Source organism: Streptomyces sp. NPDC002520, assembly GCF_053595235.1.
Genome location: NZ_JBSFXG010000017.1, coordinates 94993 through 115687, shown reverse-complemented (window position 1 = coordinate 115687; position 20695 = coordinate 94993). Strand labels below are relative to the sequence as shown.

Annotated in this window: 14 protein-coding genes; 11 read left to right on the top strand and 3 right to left on the bottom strand. The window is 61.7% G+C overall.

Annotation, left to right across the window (positions count from 1 at the left end; all coding sequences use genetic code 11):
- The first annotated feature begins 447 nt into the window (after nt 1-447).
- The 5 genes from ACWD5D_RS23915 to ACWD5D_RS23895 are packed head-to-tail and all read left to right on the top strand — an operon-like array spanning nt 448 to nt 11639.
- Nucleotides 448-4134, top strand: coding sequence for a DUF6079 family protein (locus tag ACWD5D_RS23915; RefSeq protein ID WP_451374764.1), 3687 nt, complete (start codon nt 448-450; stop codon nt 4132-4134).
- Complete coding sequence (locus ACWD5D_RS23910) at nt 4131-6740, top strand: DNA methyltransferase (protein WP_451374763.1); 2610 nt, start codon at nt 4131-4133, stop codon at nt 6738-6740. Before ACWD5D_RS23915 ends, ACWD5D_RS23910 begins: the two co-directional genes overlap by 4 nt.
- Nucleotides 6737-9130, top strand: a complete 2394-nt coding sequence (locus ACWD5D_RS23905) for a DEAD/DEAH box helicase (protein WP_451374762.1) — start codon at nt 6737-6739, stop codon at nt 9128-9130. The genes ACWD5D_RS23910 and ACWD5D_RS23905 overlap by 4 nt, the downstream gene beginning before the upstream one ends.
- The gene (locus ACWD5D_RS23900; protein WP_451374761.1) at nt 9127-10938 is read left to right on the top strand and encodes a PglZ domain-containing protein; all 1812 of its coding nucleotides are present in this window, start codon (nt 9127-9129) and stop codon (nt 10936-10938) included. The genes ACWD5D_RS23905 and ACWD5D_RS23900 overlap by 4 nt, the downstream gene beginning before the upstream one ends.
- Nucleotides 10938-11639, top strand: coding sequence for a hypothetical protein (locus ACWD5D_RS23895; protein WP_451374760.1), 702 nt, complete (start codon nt 10938-10940; stop codon nt 11637-11639). Before ACWD5D_RS23900 ends, ACWD5D_RS23895 begins: the two co-directional genes overlap by 1 nt.
- A gap of 322 nt (nt 11640-11961) precedes the next feature.
- Here ACWD5D_RS23895 and ACWD5D_RS23890 read toward each other — a convergent pair whose 3' ends face one another.
- Both ACWD5D_RS23890 and ACWD5D_RS23885 read right to left on the bottom strand, forming a co-directional pair.
- Nucleotides 11962-12132 (bottom strand): hypothetical protein, encoded by a 171-nt coding sequence (locus ACWD5D_RS23890; protein WP_451374759.1) that lies wholly within the window; start codon nt 12130-12132, stop codon nt 11962-11964.
- A 9-nt stretch (nt 12133-12141) separates the two neighbouring features.
- Nucleotides 12142-12297, bottom strand: coding sequence for a hypothetical protein (locus ACWD5D_RS23885; protein WP_451374758.1), 156 nt, complete (start codon nt 12295-12297; stop codon nt 12142-12144).
- A gap of 289 nt (nt 12298-12586) precedes the next feature.
- Between ACWD5D_RS23885 and ACWD5D_RS23880 the strand changes: the two genes are divergently transcribed.
- Nucleotides 12587-15001 (top strand): hypothetical protein, encoded by a 2415-nt coding sequence (locus ACWD5D_RS23880; protein ID WP_451374757.1) that lies wholly within the window; start codon nt 12587-12589, stop codon nt 14999-15001.
- Between the two features lie 350 nt (nt 15002-15351).
- Here ACWD5D_RS23880 and ACWD5D_RS23875 read toward each other — a convergent pair whose 3' ends face one another.
- A complete protein-coding gene (locus ACWD5D_RS23875) occupies nt 15352-16446 on the bottom strand; it encodes a DUF1152 domain-containing protein (RefSeq protein ID WP_451374756.1) in 1095 nt (364 codons plus the stop codon).
- Between the two features lie 81 nt (nt 16447-16527).
- Between ACWD5D_RS23875 and ACWD5D_RS23870 the strand changes: the two genes are divergently transcribed.
- The 5 genes from ACWD5D_RS23870 to ACWD5D_RS23850 all read left to right on the top strand — a co-directional run bounded on the left by ACWD5D_RS23870 (nt 16528) and on the right by ACWD5D_RS23850 (nt 20658).
- Nucleotides 16528-17268, top strand: a complete 741-nt coding sequence (locus tag ACWD5D_RS23870; protein ID WP_380881961.1) for a GntR family transcriptional regulator — start codon at nt 16528-16530, stop codon at nt 17266-17268.
- Between the two features lie 278 nt (nt 17269-17546).
- The gene (locus tag ACWD5D_RS23865; RefSeq protein WP_380881963.1) at nt 17547-17984 is read left to right on the top strand and encodes an ATP-binding protein; all 438 of its coding nucleotides are present in this window, start codon (nt 17547-17549) and stop codon (nt 17982-17984) included.
- A gap of 89 nt (nt 17985-18073) precedes the next feature.
- On the top strand, nt 18074-18802 hold the full coding sequence (locus ACWD5D_RS23860) for a GntR family transcriptional regulator (RefSeq protein WP_451374755.1): 729 nt from the start codon (nt 18074-18076) through the stop codon (nt 18800-18802).
- Between the two features lie 126 nt (nt 18803-18928).
- On the top strand, nt 18929-19279 hold the full coding sequence (locus tag ACWD5D_RS23855) for an SCO3933 family regulatory protein (protein WP_123436669.1): 351 nt from the start codon (nt 18929-18931) through the stop codon (nt 19277-19279).
- Nucleotides 19280-19284: 5 nt separating this feature from the next.
- Nucleotides 19285-20658, top strand: coding sequence for an FtsK/SpoIIIE domain-containing protein (locus ACWD5D_RS23850; RefSeq protein WP_380881967.1), 1374 nt, complete (start codon nt 19285-19287; stop codon nt 20656-20658).
- Nucleotides 20659-20695 lie beyond the last annotated feature (37 nt).

Genomic DNA, 20695 nt, shown 5'->3' with positions numbered 1-20695 from the left:
ATGGGCGGAGCTCGAGCGCAACCGTGGGCGGTTTGCACTCCTTAGCGGTCCAAAATCCGAAGCCGAGGACGTCGCATCCGATCTCGCCGACCTACGTGGGACGGTGCCGCTGCATGTCGGTCGGTGCCTCGCGGAGTCCGCCAGGAAACCAAGTGAGTCTACGGTCCGCCAGAAGCTTCGGGGGCACGCGGTACTTATAGGTCTTCAGGTGCTGTTTGACCCAGTCCTCGCTCTGGATCCGGTCCGCCTTCTCGCCGGCGTGGCCAAAGACCATCCGCCTGTCCTAGCAGTCTGGCCCGTGCCGACCGGTAGCGATCGACTCACCTATCCGCCCGGCGTTAGCCCTGGTCGCGGCATTGCAAGAGACCTTAAGGGCTGCCTGTTACTGACCCCGCGTTTGACTCACTTTTCCGACGAAGTGCCCTTCACCGCCGAAAGGTTCCGTTAATGCGCTACCGCGACCTAATCAGCTTCGAGCCGGTCGAGAGCGTGAAGCAGCTGCGCGCCGCCGACAGCGCCGAGCAGGCACTTGAAGATGTTCGCACTTACATCGTCTCGGAGAAGATGCGTGAGCAACTCACCGACGTGGTGCTGCCGAACCTGCGCTTCGATAACCCTGAGTTTGACCACAAAGGGCTGCTGCTCATCGCCACCTACGGCACGGGCAAGACGCACCTCATGAGTGTCGTGTCTGCTGTTGCTGAGAACGCCGAACTCGCTGAGAGGCTGACGGACGCTAAGACGGCCGCAAGTGCAGCTGCTATCGCAGGGAAGTTCAAGGTCGTCCGGGTCGAGATCGGCGCCGTTGAGATGGGATTGCGCGACATCCTGGCCACGGAGCTCACAAGAGGTCTCGCTAAGCTGGGCGTTACCTACGAGTTCCCACCACTCGATAAGGTTACGAACAACAAGCGGCCGCTGCAGGAGATGATGGCCGCTTTTGAAGTGGCATATCCTGATCACGGGTTGCTTCTCGTTATTGACGAGCTCCTCGACTTCCTGCGCACCCGCAAAGACAGCCAAATCATCCTTGACCTCGGCTTTCTGAGGGAGATGGGCGAGTTCTGCCGTGACGAGCGCTTCCGGGTCATCGCGGGCGTCCAAGAGACGATTTTCGACAACCCACGATTCGCTGCCGCTCAAGACGAGGTACGTCGAGTTCGCGAACGCTTTCAGTCCTTCCGTATCGCCCGTGACGACGTCGCGTACGTAGTCCAGCGCCGCATTCTGCGAAAGAACGCTGAGCAGAAGAATCGCATCCGCGAGCATCTCGCCTGTTTCGCGCCGGCCTTCGAATCCCTCGGCCGGGATTTGGATGCCTTCGTCGAGATGTTCCCTGTTCATCCCGCCTACCTCAGAACATTCGAGGCGCTCACCATCGTCGAGAAGCGTCGCATTCTGTCGAGCCTCACCGAACAGATCCGCCAACGCCTCGACGACGAAGTGCCAGAGGACGAACCTGGGATCATCTGCTACGACGCGTACCGCGCCGAGCTCGATGCCGACCCGGCTAACCGCGTCATCGCCGAGGTACGCGACGTCCTGCAGCGCACCCGCGTCCTGCGTGACCATGTCGAGCGCAACATTGAGGTATCCACTGACGTGCAGCCCGCACTGCGCATCGTCGATGCGCTGGCTGTCCATCGACTAACCACAGACGACCTCGATGCACCCATCGGTTTGACGGTCGACGATCTACGCGACGACCTCTGCTTGTTGCCCCCTGGCACTCCCGAGCTCGATGCCGCGTTCATCGCCGGGTCGATTGAGACGCTCGTGCAGGAAATCAGCAGAGCTGTCTCTGGGCAGTTCCTTTCCACCAACGACGCTAACGGCCAGATTTATCTCGATCTGAAGAAGGACGTTGACTACGAGCAGCAAGTTAATGAGCGTGCGCAGACGCTAGACGAGGAGCAACTCGACAGCGCTTATTACCGAGCCCTGGAGCAACTCCTCGAAGTATCCGCGAGTCCTTACGTTGCAGGTTATCGGATCTGGTCTTACGAGCTGCCGTGGCCAGCTAAAAAGGTCAACCGGCTTGGCTACCTGTTCATGGGCGCACCGAACGAACGCTCAACGGCTCAGCCGCCCCGCGACTTCTATCTCTATTTTCTGCAACCCTACGCGCCGCCGAAGTTCGAGGATCCGATGAAGCCCGATGAGGTGTTTCTACGACTCGAAAGCCCGGACGAGCAATTCACCACGTCTCTGCGCCGCTACGCCGCATCCCTTGCGAAGGCGCAGGAGACGACCAGCCAACACCGTCCTCACTTCGAAGCGCGCGCGAAGAAGCACTTCGATGAAATCAAGAGCTGGCTGCGCATCAACCTTGTTCACAAGCTAAGGGTCACCTACCAGGGTGAGCAGAAGACGATCGCGCAGTGGCTCGCCGGCGCGCAGGGCGCGCGCAAGAGTCTCAAAGAGCAACTCAATACGATCGCCTCTACCGCATTGGCGGGGCACTTCGCGACCCGGTATCCAAACTACCCGGTCTTCTCAGAGCAGCTGACAGTCATGAATCTGTTCAGTGCCGCTCAAGCGGCGCTCGCCCAGCTCGCTGGTAAGGACACTGCCCTCGGGCGCTCAACCCTGTCTGCCTTGGCGCTCCGCGACATCGACGAACAGATCAGCGACACCGGCCCTTATGCATCGGCGTTGCTCGAGACGCTGGCAGCCGCTGATAACTCAGCCGTAAACGAGACCGACCTACTCAGCGAGCGTGATCCTGGCGTCAGGACATGGGGGTCGTGGCACCTCGAACCGCTCTGGCTTGTCGTGATCGCCGCGACGCTTACCTACCTTGGCCGGGCTGAGCTCGGCTTCGCCGGTGGTCAGAAGATCACTGCTTCTAACCTCGACGATCTCAGCCGGATGTCGCAGGTCGACCTTGAGCGACTCTCGTTCATAACCACCCCCGCGGGCGCCGATGCTGCTGGACTTACTCGCGTAGCGACCCTGCTAGGACTTCCGCCGGCCCTTGGCCAGGGCGAGCTGACAAACGAGACAACGACTCAATTCGTTACCAAGGCTGACGCTGAGTATGATGCAGCGAGCGAGCTGAAGGTGTACGTCCAGTCTGGTATACGCCTCTGGGGCGAGGAGCTGTTTGACGACCCTGCAGGTCGGTTGGCCCGTATCACGGCGTATATCGATGTTCTCGCCGATGTACGGGCACGGAACAGCGTCGGTAAGCTCAAGCGACTCAGGCTCGATCAGAAAATGCTTGATGAAGCGGCCGATGGCAAGAAGGAGCTGCGGCGTGTTGGCGATCTGAAGCGAGTTAGCGAGCAACTCACGCCAATTGTTCGCTACCTCGAGGACGCTGCCAACGTCCTAGGCAGCAAGGACCCCTACCGCGAAACGGCCGAGCAGGTGCGCGCCGAAGTTCGGAGCGTCCTGCGAGCACCGGCGCTTGACAAGAGTGCCGCAACCGCGGCGCGGCAGTCTGCCGAAGAGCTGCGCGGCCAGTACCGGGCGTTCGCCGTTGAGCGGCACACCGCCGAGCGACTTCCGGCGTCGGGCGATACCGAAAAGCAGCAGTTGGTAACTGGTCCTGCCTGGGACGATCTGACGAAGTTGTCGACTATCGAGCTCCTTCCGAACGGCCAGTTCGGCGACCTCGATGGACGTCTCATCGGTTTGGTTGCCTGCAAGCAGTTCAGCCCCAGTGACTACGACAGCACCTACACCTGTCGGCACTGTGGGTATCGGCCAGCGCCGTCGTCGGGAGCAACGGCCCAGCAGCGCCTCAGGGCGGCAGAGGACCGGGTCGGTGAACTCTGGACTGGTTGGATCGCGACGTTGCGTGATTCCGTCTCCGCACCAGAAATTGCAGGGCAACTGGATGTCCTCGCAGCCGATGAGCGTGCCCGAGTTCAGGAACTCCTTGAGGACCGCCTCACGATTGGCGGTGTCACTACGGAGCTAGTCGAGACCATCAAGCAGCTGCTCAACAAGTTTGAGATCATCCACGTCACCCCGTTCCACCTGGTGGACGCGGTCTTTCCGACCGGTCGAGCCACGACGGTGCAGGAGGCTGCGAAGGCGTTCGAGGCATGGCTTAACAGCATAAGCGCCCGTACTGGCGGAGACGCGTCCAGCGTCCGGCTCGTCGTCGATCAGGAGCAGCAATGACCGACCGGCTATTTGAAGGCGCGGATACTGGCCGCTCAGAGCTGGCCGCGTCCTCGGCAAAGCTGTTGCGTAAGGAGCTGGAAGCGGGCCATCTGCCGCTCGGACCGGGGCAGAGCGTCGCAGCGGTCGTTGCGATGTCGAGCCCTCCGTGGCACACCGCGACACTAAACCCGTTCATGCGTGAGTGGGTGGCGGCTGCCCCGCGCGATGACGGTGAGCGGCCGGATCCCGGTCCATATCTTGATGACGTCGTTGGTTCGAAGAAGACCCTGCAGTACAAGGCGCATTCGTATCCGACGAAGGTGCCGCCGGAGGTCATCGTTCGCCTGCTCCTGCACTACACGAAGCCTGGCGATGTCGTGCTGGACGGCTTCGCCGGCTCGGGGATGACCGGTGTTGCGGCGCAGATGTGCGCCACACAGGACAGGGCTATCGAGGAAGAGTTCAAGAAGCGAGGCAAGGTACCGCAGTGGGGGGCGCGACGCGCTGTCCTGAACGACCTTGCGCCGAACGCCACTTTTCTTGCCAGCGGCGTCACAGTTCCCGTCGACTCCGACGCCTTTGACAAGGCGAGCAGTCAACTGCTGAAGCGGCTCGAGGACGAGCTCGGCTGGATGTACAAGACGAAGACGCCCGAGGGCGTCGATGCCGACATCGACTACACGGTCTGGTCAGAGGTCTTCACTTGCCCGCACTGCGCATCTGCGATCGTTTTCTACGATTGTGCTTACGATCCAGAGACGCATAACGTCAAGGATAGATTTCCCTGCTCTTCCTGCGGTGCGATGGTCGGGAAGAAGGGGGCGTCCCAGCTCGAAAGGCGCTTCACTACAGTGCGGCTCCTGACCGGTGAGACGATCACGCGTATTGAACTACGTCCAATACGTGTCCACTACCGGTGGAAGTCACGCGGCAATACCGTGACCGGCAGCAAGCCACTCGACGAAGCGGATCTCGCCGTCCTGGAGCGTGTTTCTCGCCTGACTGTCACTGAGGCACCCACCTCCGAACTACCGCTCGGTGAAATGGTGCATGGTAGTCGCCTTGGGCCCAAGGGGTTCACAGCGGTTCACCATCTATACTCGGATCGCAGCTTGGCTGCCTTGACTCAGCTTTGGTCCTGGGCCCAGGAGGAAGTTGATCCAGATGTGCGTCGAGCCTTGAAGTTCTGGATTGAGCAGGGCTTCTGGGGGATGTCGTGGATGAATCGATACGTGCCGAAGCACTTCTCGCAGGTGAACCGGTTCCTGAGCGGCGTCTACTACGTGGGCTCCACAATCGCCGAGTGTTCGCCAACGTACAGCCTGGTCGGCACGCGACCCGCAACTGGCAAGCTGCAGACCCTAGTGAAGCTGTGGCGCACTGTTCCTAGCAGCGCAGATATTCGCATCAGTACAGGTGATGCCGCTGAGCTTCCACTCGACGATGACTCAATTGACTATATTTTCGTCGATCCGCCCTTCGGCGAAAATATCCCCTACTCAGACCTCGCGCAGGTCATCGAAGGCTGGCATGGTGCGCTGACCCAGGTTGAGCGTGAGGCGATCGTAGACAAGGCGCGCAGGAAGGGAAATCAGGAGTACGCAGACCTGATGACTTCATGCTTCCGCGAGTTTGCGCGCGTCCTTAAGTCCGGTCGGTGGATGACCGTTGAATTCTCCAACAACTCGAATGAAGTTTGGGCAGCCCTGCAGGAGGCGCTCAGCGCTGCAGGCTTTGTCGTCGCCGACACCCGCGTGCTGGACAAAACGCAAAACAGCTACCGGCAGGCGACCGCCGTCAACGCTGTCAAGCAGGACCTTATGATCAGCTGTTACAAGCCTGCTGCGGCGACCGTTGAGGCTATCACCGGCAGCGCGGGCAGCTCCCTATGGACGTTCGTCGGCGAACATCTCAAGCACCTACCGATCGTGGAAGACGGTGGGGCCCGAGTTAGAGCTGTACGCGAGCGTAATCCCGACCGCATTTACCATCGGGCGGTCTCCTATTACGTCAGCGCTGGACTGCCTGTTCCAATGACCGCCAGTGAGTTCTATGCAGGTCTGGAGTCGCACTACAACGAGCGCGATGGGATGTACTTCCGACCTGACCAGGTCGAGACGTACGAACGCAAGAAGATGACGTTCAAGGAGCTCGCCCAGGCCGAGCTTTTCATCACGGATGAGAAGTCCGCCGTGGCCTGGCTTCGCCAGCAGCTCAAGCGCAAGCCACAGAAGATATCCGACATCCAGCCTGATTACCTAAAAGAGATCGCTACCTCCGGCGAACGTCCCGATAAGCTACCCGACCTCCGCGAACTCCTAGAGCAAAACTTCATCCAGGACGACAAAAATGCCTGGAGCGTTCCGGATCCACGCAAAGTGGAGCACCTCGACCAGCTCCGCAACCGGGACCTGCTTCGCACTTTCGACTCCTACGCCAGCAGTACCGGACCCCTCAACCGCTTCCGTGGCGAAGCGCTTCTCGCCGGATTCAAGAAGGCGTGGGGCAACAAGGAGTACGAAACCATCGTCAAGGTCGCTGCTCGACTGCCCCAGGACTACCTTGTGGAACTCCCAGCCGTTCTCGCGTACGTCCGTAACGCCCGGTCTCGTCAGAGCCGATGACAGACACCGCGTGGCGTTGGTGGGAGACCGGCCAGCAGGTTGTCCAGGTCCTGGCCGAGCAGCACCTGTTTGGCCAGGACACCCTGGATGTGTACGCTCCGGCGGAAGGCCGGGTCTACGCCGTCGAGGCGGAAGAAGTTCTAAACCTGCGGCACCGGCACTGGAAAGCCACGGAGCTCCTACAGAGGGCAGTAACCCTGCGTGTTCTGTCCGAAGCTCAGTCGCATCCGATCGCTGCCGGAACGCGAGTGGACCTGCTGCCGCATCAGGTCTCGATTTTGCGACGCGCACTGCGCTTGGCTCGGGTGCGGCTCGCTATCTGCTGCGAAGTGGGACTCGGTAAAACCACTACGGCCGGCGCGATCGCCACCGAGCTGGTCGCCCGGGGGCGCATCAGCCGCATCCTCGTTGTCGCACCTAAAGGCGTTCAACTGCAGTGGGTAGCCGAGATGCGCGAAAAATTCGGTGTTGACTTCACTCGAATCGGGCCAGAAGGCGTGCCCATCGACGCCGAAGCTGCGGTCTGGCGAGCCTTCGACTTCGTCGTGACCAGCCTCGATGCAATTAAGCCACTGCGCCGTCGAGCCGGATGGACTCAGCAGCAACTCGATGCATACAATGCCGCGCGCGTTCGCGGCGTCGCTGCTGCGGACTGGGACCTAGTCGTTATCGATGAGGCTCACCACGTCGCGGGCTCTAGTGTCGAGGTCGCTCGCCATCAAGTCGCCCTATCCCTATCCGCAAGCTCTGAGAACTTGCTGCTGCTCAGCGCCACGCCCCATTCAGGGAAGTCTGAGTCCTTTCGGCGATTCCTGGGCCTGCTTGACGAGCGCTTCCGTCACGGGCGCGACATCAATGCCAGCACGGTCGCTGACGTTGTTGCCCGCAGCGACAAGCGAACCGCCGTCGACCACGTAGGAAGGCCACTCTTCCATCCGCGGACCACCCGACTCGAGACTGTCATGTGGGATGGACACCCGCTCCATCGTGAGCTATACGATGCCGTAACCGAATATGTGCGCGAGGGGTACCTAAATGCCCGCGCCGTCGGAGACACCGCTCGCAGTTTCCTAATGCTACTGTTTCAGCGACTTGTTGCTAGCTCCACTGCCGCTATAGTCGCCGCCCTAGAGAAGCGCCTGGAGGCGCTCGAGCATACGTCCCGCGACGAGTCGGAACAGCTTACGTGGGATGAGCTTGACGACGACGAGAGCCAACTGCTCTTCACTCGACCAAGAGTCTCGGCTGGCGACCTCGCTGACCTCAGTCGGCTCGTCAATCTTGCCCGGCATACTCTCAGTGCCGAGACCGATCCAAAGACCGTTCACTTCCTCCGGCTGCTACGTGCGCTTCAGCGCGACGAACATGACCCTGAAGTCAAGATTCTTATTTTCACACAGTTCCGAGCCACGCAACGTGCCATCGTAAAGGTCCTCAATGCCCAAGGCATTCGTACCACGACTGTGGACGGAACAATGGGCCTTGCCGAGCGTGCGGAGGTGCAAGAAGCGTTCCGGAAAGATGCTCAGGTCCTGGTCTCCACCGACGCTGGCGGAGAAGGTGTGAACCTGCAGTTCGCGCACATAGTCGTGAATTGGGACCTGCCTTGGACACCTACGCTGCTAGAGCAGCGCATCGGACGAGTCGACCGAATCGGCCAACGAGTTCCCGTGCGAGCGTTCAATTTCGCACTCGCAGACAGCGTCGACCAACGAGTCCTCGAAGTGCTCGAAGCCAAGCTAGCGTTGATCCTGCAGGAGCTCGGAGTCGATAAGCGTGGCGAAGTACTAACCACCGTCGATGCGCTCGCAGACGACCTCTATATCACCGCCATTGTTGCCCCAGACGCCCTCGCCGCCGCCGGAGAGGCTTTCCTCATATCCACGCGTAGCGAATTGGATGCCACGTTCGAGGAACGGACCTTGCTTACCAACGTTACCGTCGCCCCGCCCCGTCGAGCCCCTTCATCGATACCAGCCCTGCTCGAACGTCTCGACGCGCAGACTGGCGGTAAGGCGAAGGCCGCCCTACGCCGCAACGATATTGTTGTGCCCGGAGAACCGGTCCCTGCTGTGGAGCTGGAAGCGGGCACTGGGTGGCTGGCGATTGCCCGCGTGGCGACCGGTGACAGTAACGCAGCTGTAGCTGCCTTTGCGGTCTTCCTGCCGGATGGCGGCAGGCCCGACCCGCGTCTCGGCCGTGCGCTCCTTGACAGGTTGGCCGACACACCAAGCGTCACTCTATCGACGGTGCCGCTGACCGTGGAAACGCACGCCACCCTGTCGAAGACGCTGACTGATTTCGGCTACCAGCACCTATGCGACCTCGGCAACGGGCGTGTGCCGAAGCTGCCGAGTCTGCGGCTGGCCCTTGTGGTGCGGTGCAAATGACAAGCCCTATCACCATCGCAACCTGGCACACCATGCTAGGCGACATCAGCATGATGACCGGCGAGTTCCTGCTCTACATTGATCCCCACGGGCTCGACAGCATCCACTCCAGTCATGGCGAGACCGCTGTGATCGTCGACCGATGGAGCCTGCGGCGAATCCTCGAGCAGCGACTGCACCTGTACAAGGCGACCGACCCGCCGCTACTTATACACCTGCGGATCCCTGGTCTCACGAGCATCGAAGATCTTCCCTTTGACGCTCGTCACTATGCCCGGCGTGTCCTCGACGTACGCCTGCCTTCCGGTGCTCTCGAAGATGTATACGGCCTGCCAGCTCGCGCGGTGGAACAGCTCACGGCGAATCGGGGGCTACCGGAGAGACTCGCCGCTGTTGCGCGTGAACTCTCAGGACTCTCCTGGCCGCCGACTACCGAAACCGCCATCATTACTGTCGCGCGGTTGCTGCCGCACATGGGGCCGGCCCTGCGCGCGCTCCTCGTTCCTAGCTGTCCCCCCGGGACCGCGGCGCGGATTCTCCGTTCCGAGGATCCACTGGAGGCATTGAGCGACGTACTTGCCGAGTGGGCCCGGATGGGCTCCAGCCACCCGGAGGACGCTGCCCTTCGGGCAGCAGCAGAAGAGATCAGCCAACTCGTTACCGACGGTCAGGTGAGAGCGCCAGCTGGCCAATTGTCCCCGAGCATGCCCAAAGTACTTCGCGAGGTGGTTCGCGAGATTGACGCGCTTCCACAAGTCGAGCGTCTCCTCCACGCAATGCCAGACGCCGGCGATGATCTCGACTCATGGGCCTTGATCGCGGATCAGTGGGCCAAGCTCCGTTGGACACTTGCCGCTTTGCCGCCGACACCCTCCACCGCCGAGCTGGCCGGGGCCGTCTGGAAGCGTTGGGAGGACCTCAACAGTGCCTGGCAGGGCTGGCTTGATGCCCAGTATGCTGTCCTCCTGAGCCGGAACGTGCTGCGCCTGGCGAGCGTTCACCGAATCGCGCCGTTCCTTGCATCTCACGTCGTCGACGCCGGTTCCAAGCTCCTGCTACTGGTGATGGATGGATTGGGCGTCGCGCAGTGGCAACAGATCGTCAGCAACCTGGCATTGAGCCCCGTCGAGGACCGACGAGTGCTGGCGTGTCTGCCGACTATGACGACCGTTAGCCGTCAGGCCATCTTCGCTGGTGAACTCCCGATCAACTTCGCGGGCACCGTCGACAGGACTGACACCGAGCCGGCCCGATGGCGAGCCTTCTGGACGCAGCATGGGCTTACATCTGACGAGGTCTACTACCAGCGCACTGCTGGTTCGGATGCCGCGGCTTGGCAGGATCCACCCGCAGGTGCGGTGGTCAGCGGCGTCGCCGTCAACGCGATTGACGACCTCATGCATGGCGTAAGCGTTAACGGCGATCATCAGTTTTACGCCTGCGTCAAGACCTGGCTTACCGGCGGCTTCCTGGAACGGGCCCTTGACTGGGCAAACCGGAGCAGCGCCCAGGTGTGGATCACAGCCGATCACGGGAATCTGCCGTGCGTCGCACTGGGTGAAACCATTCCAAATGAGGGCGTACGCGTGATAGGTCGTGGCTTAAGATCACGCGTGTACGCCACGGAACTACAGCGAGATTCCTCTGCCCTCTCCGGCAAGCGCTGGACGCCACCAGGCTTCCCGGCCCAGGCCGGAGCCCCCCTCTTCGCGCCGGGCAGAACGCACTTCCGGCGCTCGGGAGGGGTCATCACGCACGGAGGGCTCAGTCTCGACGAGGTCATCGTTCCACTCTCTAGGATCGCCTGATGAGTACCGCAGTTCTAGACCGGGACCTAAGCAGCGTCTGGCTTGACGCGGCGCTGCGCGTCGCCCGGAAGCAGCTTCCGCTTGCGGAAATGCGCGACCAACTGCGGCGCGCTCTCGTAGACGCGCCGCTGAGCGATGCCGCTCTGAAGAAGACTCTCACCGCTCTGACACGAGTCTGGCTCCAACCTGTGGAGCGCCAAGCTGGGCATACTCTGTGGGCGCTCGAGCACGCCGATCGCAGCACAGACTGGCGTCCCTTGCACCTTGGAGCGATGCTCGCCGACGAACCTTTCATTCGCAGCCTTCTGGACGCCTGTGGGCGGGAACAACGCGCCAAGGGCGAGATCAACACTGTGGCGCTCCGGGCTCGGATGCGGGATACATACGGACCCAAGCGCAGCATCGACCGAGCGACACAACGTGGCGTCAAGACACTACGCAACGTCGGGGTACTCGAAGGTCTGCCCCAGGCATCCATCAGTCAGGCGGGTTGCCTCGTGATCACCGACGCTGAGCTTGCAGCGTGGCTCGTAAGGTGCCTCCTCCTCGGCCGGCAGGCCGAGTCGATTGCGGTCGACGACCTCGGACATACACCTGAGCTATTTGGACTGTGCCTGCCTTCGGCCTTGCCGAGATCAGCAGCAGGGGTCAGTAAGCACATGGAGGGTGTGGGTCGGATCGTCCTGGCGCTCGACAGATGACGGGGCGAGGGTTGATGTGTTTTTGGCGGTACATTGACTCACTCAAACCGTGAACGATCTTGAAACTGTCGTGGCGTATGTCATCGTGGTTGCAAGTCCCGCACCCGCCGCGCAGGTACGTGCCCATGCGTTGTGCCCCCTCGTTTCCGTGGTTCCCTGTGGTTTCCCGCTCGATCGGGTACGAATGGGGCCCGGCACCTTCTGATCCGTAGCTCTACAGAGATCGGTCATTGAAGGTCTTTTAGGCTGCTACGAGGGGCGGGACAGTCGATGTTGGGTACTGACGGTTGCTGGGGTTGCTGTACTCCGTTGCTGTACCGCATCACAGATCCACTCGGGTCTCCGTCTCCTGGCTCCCCTGCCGCAGCACGACGTGAGCTGGCCTGAACGGCAGACCACGAAGGGTCGGCTCCATCACCTTGAAGAGCGCGTTGGCGTCCGTCCCGTAGGCGTACAGCACGGCTTCACCTCCGCCGAACTCGTTTCCGTCCACGTCACCGACTCATGCCTCATCGACAGCGGCCGTCATGGTGCGCTCAGCCTCAAAGACCGCCTCCCGCTCGGCACGCGAGCCGTACCGGTCATCGCTCAGCCGGTAGTGAGCAATGACGGCTTCTTCCGGTGTCGCCGGTTCGGGAAGATCAAAGAGTGTGTCCACGCGTGCACGATGCCACCAGGCCCTGACAGTGCGCCCACACTGTGCCGACCGTCCACGCACGTCGGGTCAGTGATTGACGTGGTCGTGCACTGCCGGTCCCTCGACAGCGGTGCCAACTCATCGCCTGTCGGCCTGGATCCGTTTCTCCGGGCCTAGCTGTGCGTGATCTTGTCCTCCTAGGTTGCAGGACCGGCGAAGAAGGCTGATCAATTTTCGTACGAAGAGGGTGCAAAGTACTCACGACTGGCTACCATGACGCATCTAGGCTTTGAGCACAGGGGGACGAGGCGTGTCTGCGTCAAAGTACGAAATCGGATTCGATGTAATTTCAGACTTGGCGGCATCCGATGACGGCTCTAGGGGTCGTAACGAGGCGACCACGCGCATGCATCTTATTGATCGCATTGTTTTTGACGTTTTGCAGTGGCCCAAGGATCAATGTAGGCCCGAAGAAAGCCATGGCGGCTTGTACGCCGACTATGTTCTCGGCTTGCCTAAACGGCAGATGATTTGGGAGGCCAAGAAGGAAGGTGTCTATTTCGAGCTGCCACTGGAAGCCAAAACCAGAGAAGTGTCGCTCCCTTCTCTAGCGCGGAATAATGGAAACCTCGACGCTGCTCTCAAGCAAGTTGGCGGATACTGCACTAGTCGAGGAATTCCGGTGGCCGTAGCCAGTAACGGGCACCAACTAGTTGCTTTTATCGGAAGTCGTATCGACGGCGTTCCGCCGACTCAAGGGCGCGCAATCATCTTTCGCAGCCTCGCCGAAATGAGGGATGACTTCCAGACGCTCTGGAACTGCCTATCTTACCCTGCGATCGAGCGTAGGCATCTTGAAAGTCGTGTCACTAAGGAGGCATTGACGCCACCTCCGGAGAAACTATCTAGCCGACTTTTGCGCTATCCAGGAGTCAAAAGGAGGAATGAGCTCGAACACGAACTTAGAACCCTTGGTGAGATTTTTCTGCAGGATCTCGTAAAAGACGAAGATTTCAAAGATGAGTTTATCGAAAAGTGTTACTGTAGCAGTGGCGCCCTCTCTCAATACGCGCTAATCAGCAAAGAGATTCTCAAAAACCGCTACGCCGCGTCCGGCCAGGGAATGAAAAAGACTGTCACGTCGGCGAGTGACAAAAAGGGAGTTTCGAAGGACCTTCTCAATGCGGTGTTGGCGAAAAGTGTAACGAAGAGGCCCGTGATTCTACTTGGGGATGTAGGCGTCGGCAAAACCAGCTTTATTAAGAATCTAGTATCCGTCGAGGCGAGTGAAGAGCTAAAGCGGGGAATCGTTCTCTATGTGGACTTCGGTAAAGAGCCGGCCTTGCGCACCGACCTGCAGAACTATGTACTGGATTCTTTCGAGCGTCAACTTCGCGACGATCACCAGGTGAACCTTACCAGCGATACTTTCGTTCGCGGTATTTATCATGGAGACTTGCTCGCCCTGCGAGACGGTATTTACGGGTTCCTGCGCAAGGAGAACCCGGTGGCCTATCGACTTAAGGAAGTGGAACTCCTTGCAGCGAGAATCGAAAATAAGAGCGGGCATCTAAAGAAGGCCATCGAGCACCTTACTTCTGGCGAGCGTAGAACCGTCGTCATCTTCTTGGATAATATCGATCAGAGGCAGGATGACTTTCAGGAAGAAGTGTTCCTTATCGCTCAGAGCATGGCCGAGACTTGGCCAGTTACTTGCTTCGTTACTTTGCGGCCTTCTACTTACAACAAGAGCCGGAGACAGGGCTCTCTTAGCGCGTATCAGAATCGCGTTTTCACCATCTCGCCCCCACGTATTGACTTGGTGGTACAAAAGCGACTTGAGTTCGCACTAGAGCAGTTGCACGACGGAGGGCTAACTCTTTCAGGGGAGGGGGTGTCCATCGAAAGTCACATGTTGCGCGAGTACATTGAGGTGATTGTCGACTCGATCGATCGAAATTCCTCTCTCGCCGAGTGTATCGATAACGTTAGTGCGGGCAACGTTCGAGATGCTCTCGACCTGCTGACGATTTTTGTCGGTAGTGGCCATGTGGATACCGGAAAAATCCTCGAGATTAAGATCAAAACCGGGAAATATTTTATCCCATTGCATGAGTTCCTTCGTGCGGTGATCTATGGTGATAATGAGCACTACTCTCCGGATAATTCTTTCGTTGCGAACATGTTCGACGTAATCTCGTTGAATAGCTCAGAACATTTCCTGATGCCTCATATGGTTGACTACTGCTTGAGGTCATCCCAAAGCCCTAAATCTGAGGCGGGTTATGTTTTGCAGAACGAGGTTTTCTCTTATCTGCAGTCGCTGGGATACCGGGACTTGCAGATCAGTTCTGCCTTTGCTCGCGCGGAAAGGGCGAAACTCTGTGACTTCGCGATGGCGGACGAGGAGGCGCCAACTCGGCTCCGAATTACGCAGAGGGGCGCCTACATTCTGAGGAAGCTGGTCACGGAATTCGTCTATGTTGATGCCGTAGTGATTGATACGCCTATCCTTGACGAGGGATTCAGGGAGATCATCACTGATGTCTGGCATATCGAAGATAGACTAGATAGGGCGGCTCACTTTGTAGGCTATTTGGATACCAGTTGGGAAGATGCGCCTCATCCTGAAGGGGGTTTCGACTGGCCTTCTGTCTCCTCTGCGTTGAGCCGCAATATCGAGGAAGTACGCAGAAGAATCGATGCCAGGAGGCGGGAAGACTAGAACGCCGAGGTCGGCGTAGCGGCTTTGGGGTGGCGCTGCTTTGGCGCGAGTGATCATGGCCCCGTAAGCTTGCGGCGCGTCGGGCAGTCTGTGGACCTGCCCGGTAAAACACGACGTTGGGGCCATGATCTTCGAGGCTCGCGCCAAAGTGGCTCCGTAAAGCCGTGGAGCCGACCGCCCGAGCCACGACGTACCCCTTCTCTGGCATCAGGCGACTGATTGCTTAGAGCGCGGCGCGGGCGCCGGCCGGGCTGGAGCGGGGCGGAGACAGGAGCGCAGGCCCGGCAGGGGGCCGGGCCGCGCGCGGTGAGCGGAGCGAGCCGCCTTGAACCCGTGAAGAAAGTTGTTACTCAGATGCCGTCTGGGATGCGCCACAAGGGCGCGTCGTACTGCTCCGGCCGGCTATCGATGAGCAGCTGCCGCAAGTCGTCGCGCTGAGAGCCGCTCAGATCCAAGGCCTCAGTGATGCGGCGGAACGTTGTGTGGCTGACGCCGCGGGCTTGGGCTTCGTGCTCGAACTCCTCGAGCTGCGGCCAGATAGTCGCTGGGTCCAGCTTGGCCGGCTGCCGGTCGTTGAGCCACAGTGCCTTGTTGCGCTCGTAGTCGATTTCCGACGAGCCGCAGATCTCGCGGCTATGAGCTTCGGCCTCATCCAGGTGCGCCGTTGCCATGATGGCTCGGGCCAGCTCGTTCCGGCTGATGGCGTCGTCCAGGTCGACCTCGTGCACCCGCGGGCTCTCATCCGTGAGCGGTACGGGGAGGCCTGCGTCTCGGATCTCGCATGTGCCTCGTACGCCCCGGGCCGCTGCCGCAAGGAGGGCCGTCGCTTCGGACGGGTGCCACTCCAGGACGGCGCTGATCGCGGCTGCGTCACTTGCGGTGAAGGTATAGACGAGGGGACCCAGCACGTCCCCCATGTCTTCCGGCTTGAGCTCGCCGTCCATTCCGGGACCCGCGACCAGGAGTCGCACCGGTGCGTTCACCTGGCAGCATGCGGCAAGCGTGAGTGCGTCAGCTAGTGGGCTCCTGAGTGTCGGCTCGTCGCCCCGCGCGAGGATGTCCCCACCGACGTCCAGGAGGTCGATCGACTCGGGCTCCATGTGGCTCACGAAGTCTTCGAGTTGATAGGTGAGACCTTCGGCGCCCCCGGCCGGGTCGAGTAGCGCCAAGGTGTGCGGGAGGTCCGCTGCGAGCCGGGGGAGCGTGGAGCCTGCGGGCGCGATGGGACGGGCTTCTGCCGGCACTGCCCAGACGGCCGGGGTGAGACGTTGCAGGCCGGTGAAGTCATCGGGCCGCCTCGGGCCCGGTAGCGGGTCGATCAGGAGGCGGTCCCACGCGTACGTGAGGATCACCGCCTGGTCCTCCCCGCCGTAGAGAGCGGCGTGGAGCATTGCGGCGGCGACTGCGTCGCCCCCTCCTCCTGCTGCGACGATCAACCGCGTCATGCGTTCAGACTACGGGTTCACAGGTTGGCCACTCACTCTATAGTGGCTAAAGGCCATAGCCACTTGGACTAGGAGGGGAAGATGCCTCAGATCGAGGAGGCGCAACCGAAGTACCTTCAGATCGCCCACTACATCCGTGACCAGATCCTTCGGGGCGACCTGCGCCCGGGGGACGAGGTGCCCTCGGAACGACAGCTCGCCGTGGACTGGAAGGTCTCCCGCCCTACGGCAGCGCGGTCACTGGAGGCATTGAGCCATCAGGGCTTGGTCGAGAAGCGTCAGGGCTCGGGGACCTATGTCCGCAGTCTCGAAGTGAACCGGCGCGCAAGGGAGTTGTATGGACGGGCGCGGCAGACTGGGAAGATCTATACGCCCGGGGAGTACGCGGTGATTACTTCGGCCGGCTGGCTGGACGCGCCTGACTACGTGGCCGAGGCACTGGGTCTGGTGAAGGATCGTCGAGCTGTGCACCGCCGTCGCGTGACGAACAACCAGGACGGTCCGATCACTCTGTCCACCTCCTGGTTTGCTCCCGAGGTCGGCCAGCGAGCGCCCAAGCTCACGGACCCGGAGCGCATCCAGGAAGGGACGCTCATGTACGTCGAGCGGATGACAGGCCGTCAAGGTAGCTACGCAGAAGACCGTATGTGCGCTCGGGCTGCAACGGACGAGGAGGCGGATGATCTGCGGCTGGAGCCGGGATCCGCGGTCCTCATCGTCCATCACGTCGTCTTTGACCTCCAGGATCGGCCCCTGGAGTTCGCCGAAGCCACCTACCCGCCGCACCGCTGGGCGTTCGAGCAGGGCTACCCGCTCACCTGACGACTCGCCAGTTATGGCGAACCGCTTGCACCTCGCAAGTGGCTAATGCCACTATCCAGAAAGTGGCTAAGGCCACCTGAAGGAGAAGGGGGCACGACGTGACGAGTCGTCGGTCGGTGCAGGGTGCGCGATTAGCTTGCCGGGGGTGTCGGGGGCGTGGCTGGAAGCGCGTCGGCTCTCGGACGGAGCTGGCGCTCTCCACGGCCAACGACCGCAGCCGTGCCACGTCGAAGCGGCGCTGCCTCGACTGTGACGGCAGCGGCAAGGAGTGAGCACCCATGGCGTACACGATCGACCGATACCCGTGCCAGGACTCACCGCGACTCGGAGCGATGACCTTGCATCCTGTTCCAGAGTCCGTGCCGCGGGCCCGGCGCTGGTTCCGGAAGTTCATCGCTCCTCACAACCCAAGCTGCTCGGTTGACGACTGCGCGCTGATGATCTCCGAGCTGGTGACCAACGCCATCAGCTACGGCAAGTCGGATGATCCCTGGCTGGTGCGGGTCGAGTGGTTCCGTGAGGGGACCTCGCTCCGAATCGAGGTTCACAACCCGGGCTTTCCGGCGAACGTGCGGCTGCGGCACCCAGAGGCGAACGACGCGCACGGGCGGGGGCTGCTTCTGGTCGACTCAATCGCCGACTCGTGGCACTCGGGGCCCAGCTGCTTCGGTGGAACGGTCGTCTCCTTCGTGGTGGCCGATGCCTGGCCGGCGTGACGGGATAGCCCACCCCTTCTACTGTCGGTGTGCAAGTGTCGCTAGTCTGGTTGACCAGTTGACTTGGCCAATCCCGACAGGCGGCGTTCATGGCGTATGAAGTGGAGCCACCGAAGTACGTGCGCCTCGCGCAGACGCTTCAGCGTCGTATCGAGGACGGCACCTACGAGCCGGGTAGCCGTGTGCCGAGTGAGAACCAACTGGTGCAGGCCTTCGGGATGTCTCGCCCGACCGTCGTCCGAGCGTTGGAGCTGCTGAAGCGGGACGGTTGGCTCGAGTCGCGGCAGGGGTACGGCACGATCGTCCGCGGTCGTCCGGAGATCGTCGAGCGCAAAGACCGGCGGGGGCGCGAGGCGCTGGAACGCGACGAGTCGCAGGATGCAGGCCAGCTGATCGAAGTCGGGCAGGTGACTGTCCCGGCTCGGGTCGCTTCTGCGCTTGGCCTCCCGAAGGGAACCCAAGTGCTCGTGCGCCGCTTCTTGGTCGAAGAGGGCGGCGAGGCGGTCGAGCTGGTCTCGTCCTACTTCCCCGCCGGCCTTGCCGAAGGTACTGACCTGGGTTCCGGCACGCCTCTGAGTGGAAGTACCCGCGAACACATCGAGGCGCGCAAAAAAGTCCGCTTTGATCACGTGATCGAGCGCGTGTCGGCTCGGCTGCCCGAAGAACGTGAGGCCGAGCTATTGGGGCTGCCGGTCGGCGTCCCCGTTCTGAGCGTCCTGGTTATTGCCTGCGACGCCTCTGGTCGGTCCTTGCAGGTCTCCGACGTGCTCCTACCAGCTGACCAGCACGAACTCGAAGACACCTACCGCCTCAGCTGACACTGCCCTCCGGGTGAAACGCCGTCGATAGCAACTTGACAAGTCAACCTGGCAACTCTAACTTCGAACTTGCTAAGTCAACCTGTCAGGTCGACAGGTTGATCGACTCTAAGAGGGAGAATCCCTGTGCGTGTGATCCGCATCGACGCCTCTGCCGCCACGATCCTGCTCACGGAGGCCCCGGCGCCGAAGGTGCGCGACCGGCAGACGGGCGAGATCGCCAAGGATGCGTTGACCGGCGAAGCGCTGATGACCGTCGGCGTCGTCTACATCGACGAAGGGGAGTCGTCGCTGATCCAGGTCACCGTTCCGACAAGCGGAGTGACCGAGGGCCTGACCGTCGGGGCACCGGTCTCGCTTCCGGGCCTGGTGGCGCGGCCGTGGCAGAGCGTCTTCAACGGCCAGGAGCGACACGGGATCGCCTACCGGGCGACCGCCATCGCTCCGGGTGCCTTCCCGATGGCCCAGGCGGGCTGATCGCTGTGACGGACCTGGTGACGTTGGCGGAGCTGGGCAGTCCGCTCGTCGTGATAGGCGGCGCCGCCTACGTCCGGCACGCCTCCCCGGCGGCGTACTGGTCCACGGTCGGGCTGCCGCTCTCGGTGGCCCGGCTGCTGGCCTCGTACTCCTCGACCATGGACGCCTGCGGCCTGACCGTGGAGCCGTCCCGGTGGCGGGCTCTGGCTGTTCGGGCGACCACCCGCCGTGAGGTGCGGCCGGTGCCTCCTCGTCGGGGCATCATCCGGCCTACGTCGACTGGCCTGCGCATGCGGCTCCGGCTGGTTCCTGGACAGGAGCCGGCGGACGTGGCGGCTTCGGCCGAACGTCTTCGGCATGCCTGGGGCGTCCACGCGGTTCATGTGCGGGACGTGAAACCGGGTGTCGTCGAGTTGCGGCTCGTCGGCTTCGACGTCCTGCGGAAGGTGAGGATGCCCCGTCGCTCCGACAGTCGCCCGCTTGAGGTCCCCGTGGCGTTACGGGAAGACGCGACCGCCTTCGTGCGGGACTACCGGACCGTTCCGCATGAGCTTGTGCTCGGTGCCACGCTTTCGGGCAAGTCCATGTACCTGCGGAACCTGGTGACCGGACTGGCTAGTCAGCCGGTCGTCCTGGTCGGCATCGACTGCAAGCGCGGGGTCGAGCTGGCGCCTTTCGCGCCGCGGCTCTCCGCCCTGGCAACCGACCCGGATCAAGCGGCTGAGCTGCTACCCGTACTCGTCAAAGAAATGGAGGACCGATACGACCTGATCAAGACACGACAGGGCATCGCGCCTGGCACCGCGGAAGAGCTGATCACATCGGACATCTGGGGACTGCCGGAGGACGAACGCCCCGCTCCGCTAGTGCTCGTCATCGACGAGATTGCCGAGCTCTTCATGGTCGCCACGCGGAAGGAGGAGGAACGGCGGGATGAGATGGTCACCCAGCTCATCCGGCTCGCCCAACTCGGCCGGGCCGCCGGCATCTACCTCGAAGTCTGCGGGCAGCGCTTCGGTGCTGAACTCGGTAAAGGCGCGACCATGCTCCGAGCGCAACTCACTGGCCGTGTCTGCCACCGCGTGAACGACGAAGCCTCGGCGAAGATGGCGCTTGGCGACATCGCCCCTGAGGCCGTCCAAGCGTCCTGCGCCATCGCTCCCGAGCTGCCCGGCCTGGCTGTCGTCGGCGACACCTCCGGCGGCTGGTCCCGCATCCGTACTCCCTATCTCTCACTAGCCGACGCTGCGGCCACGTGTCGTGCGACGGCTCTCCTCGCGCCCGACGTCCCGGCGCTCAATCCCTTCCGGCCCTACGTCCCGCCACTGCCGGTTGCGGAGCCTGAGTCCGTGGCCACGGCTCGCCCGGTCACCGAGTAACCGCACTCACTCCCCACGGCTGGCACGGCCATCTCGT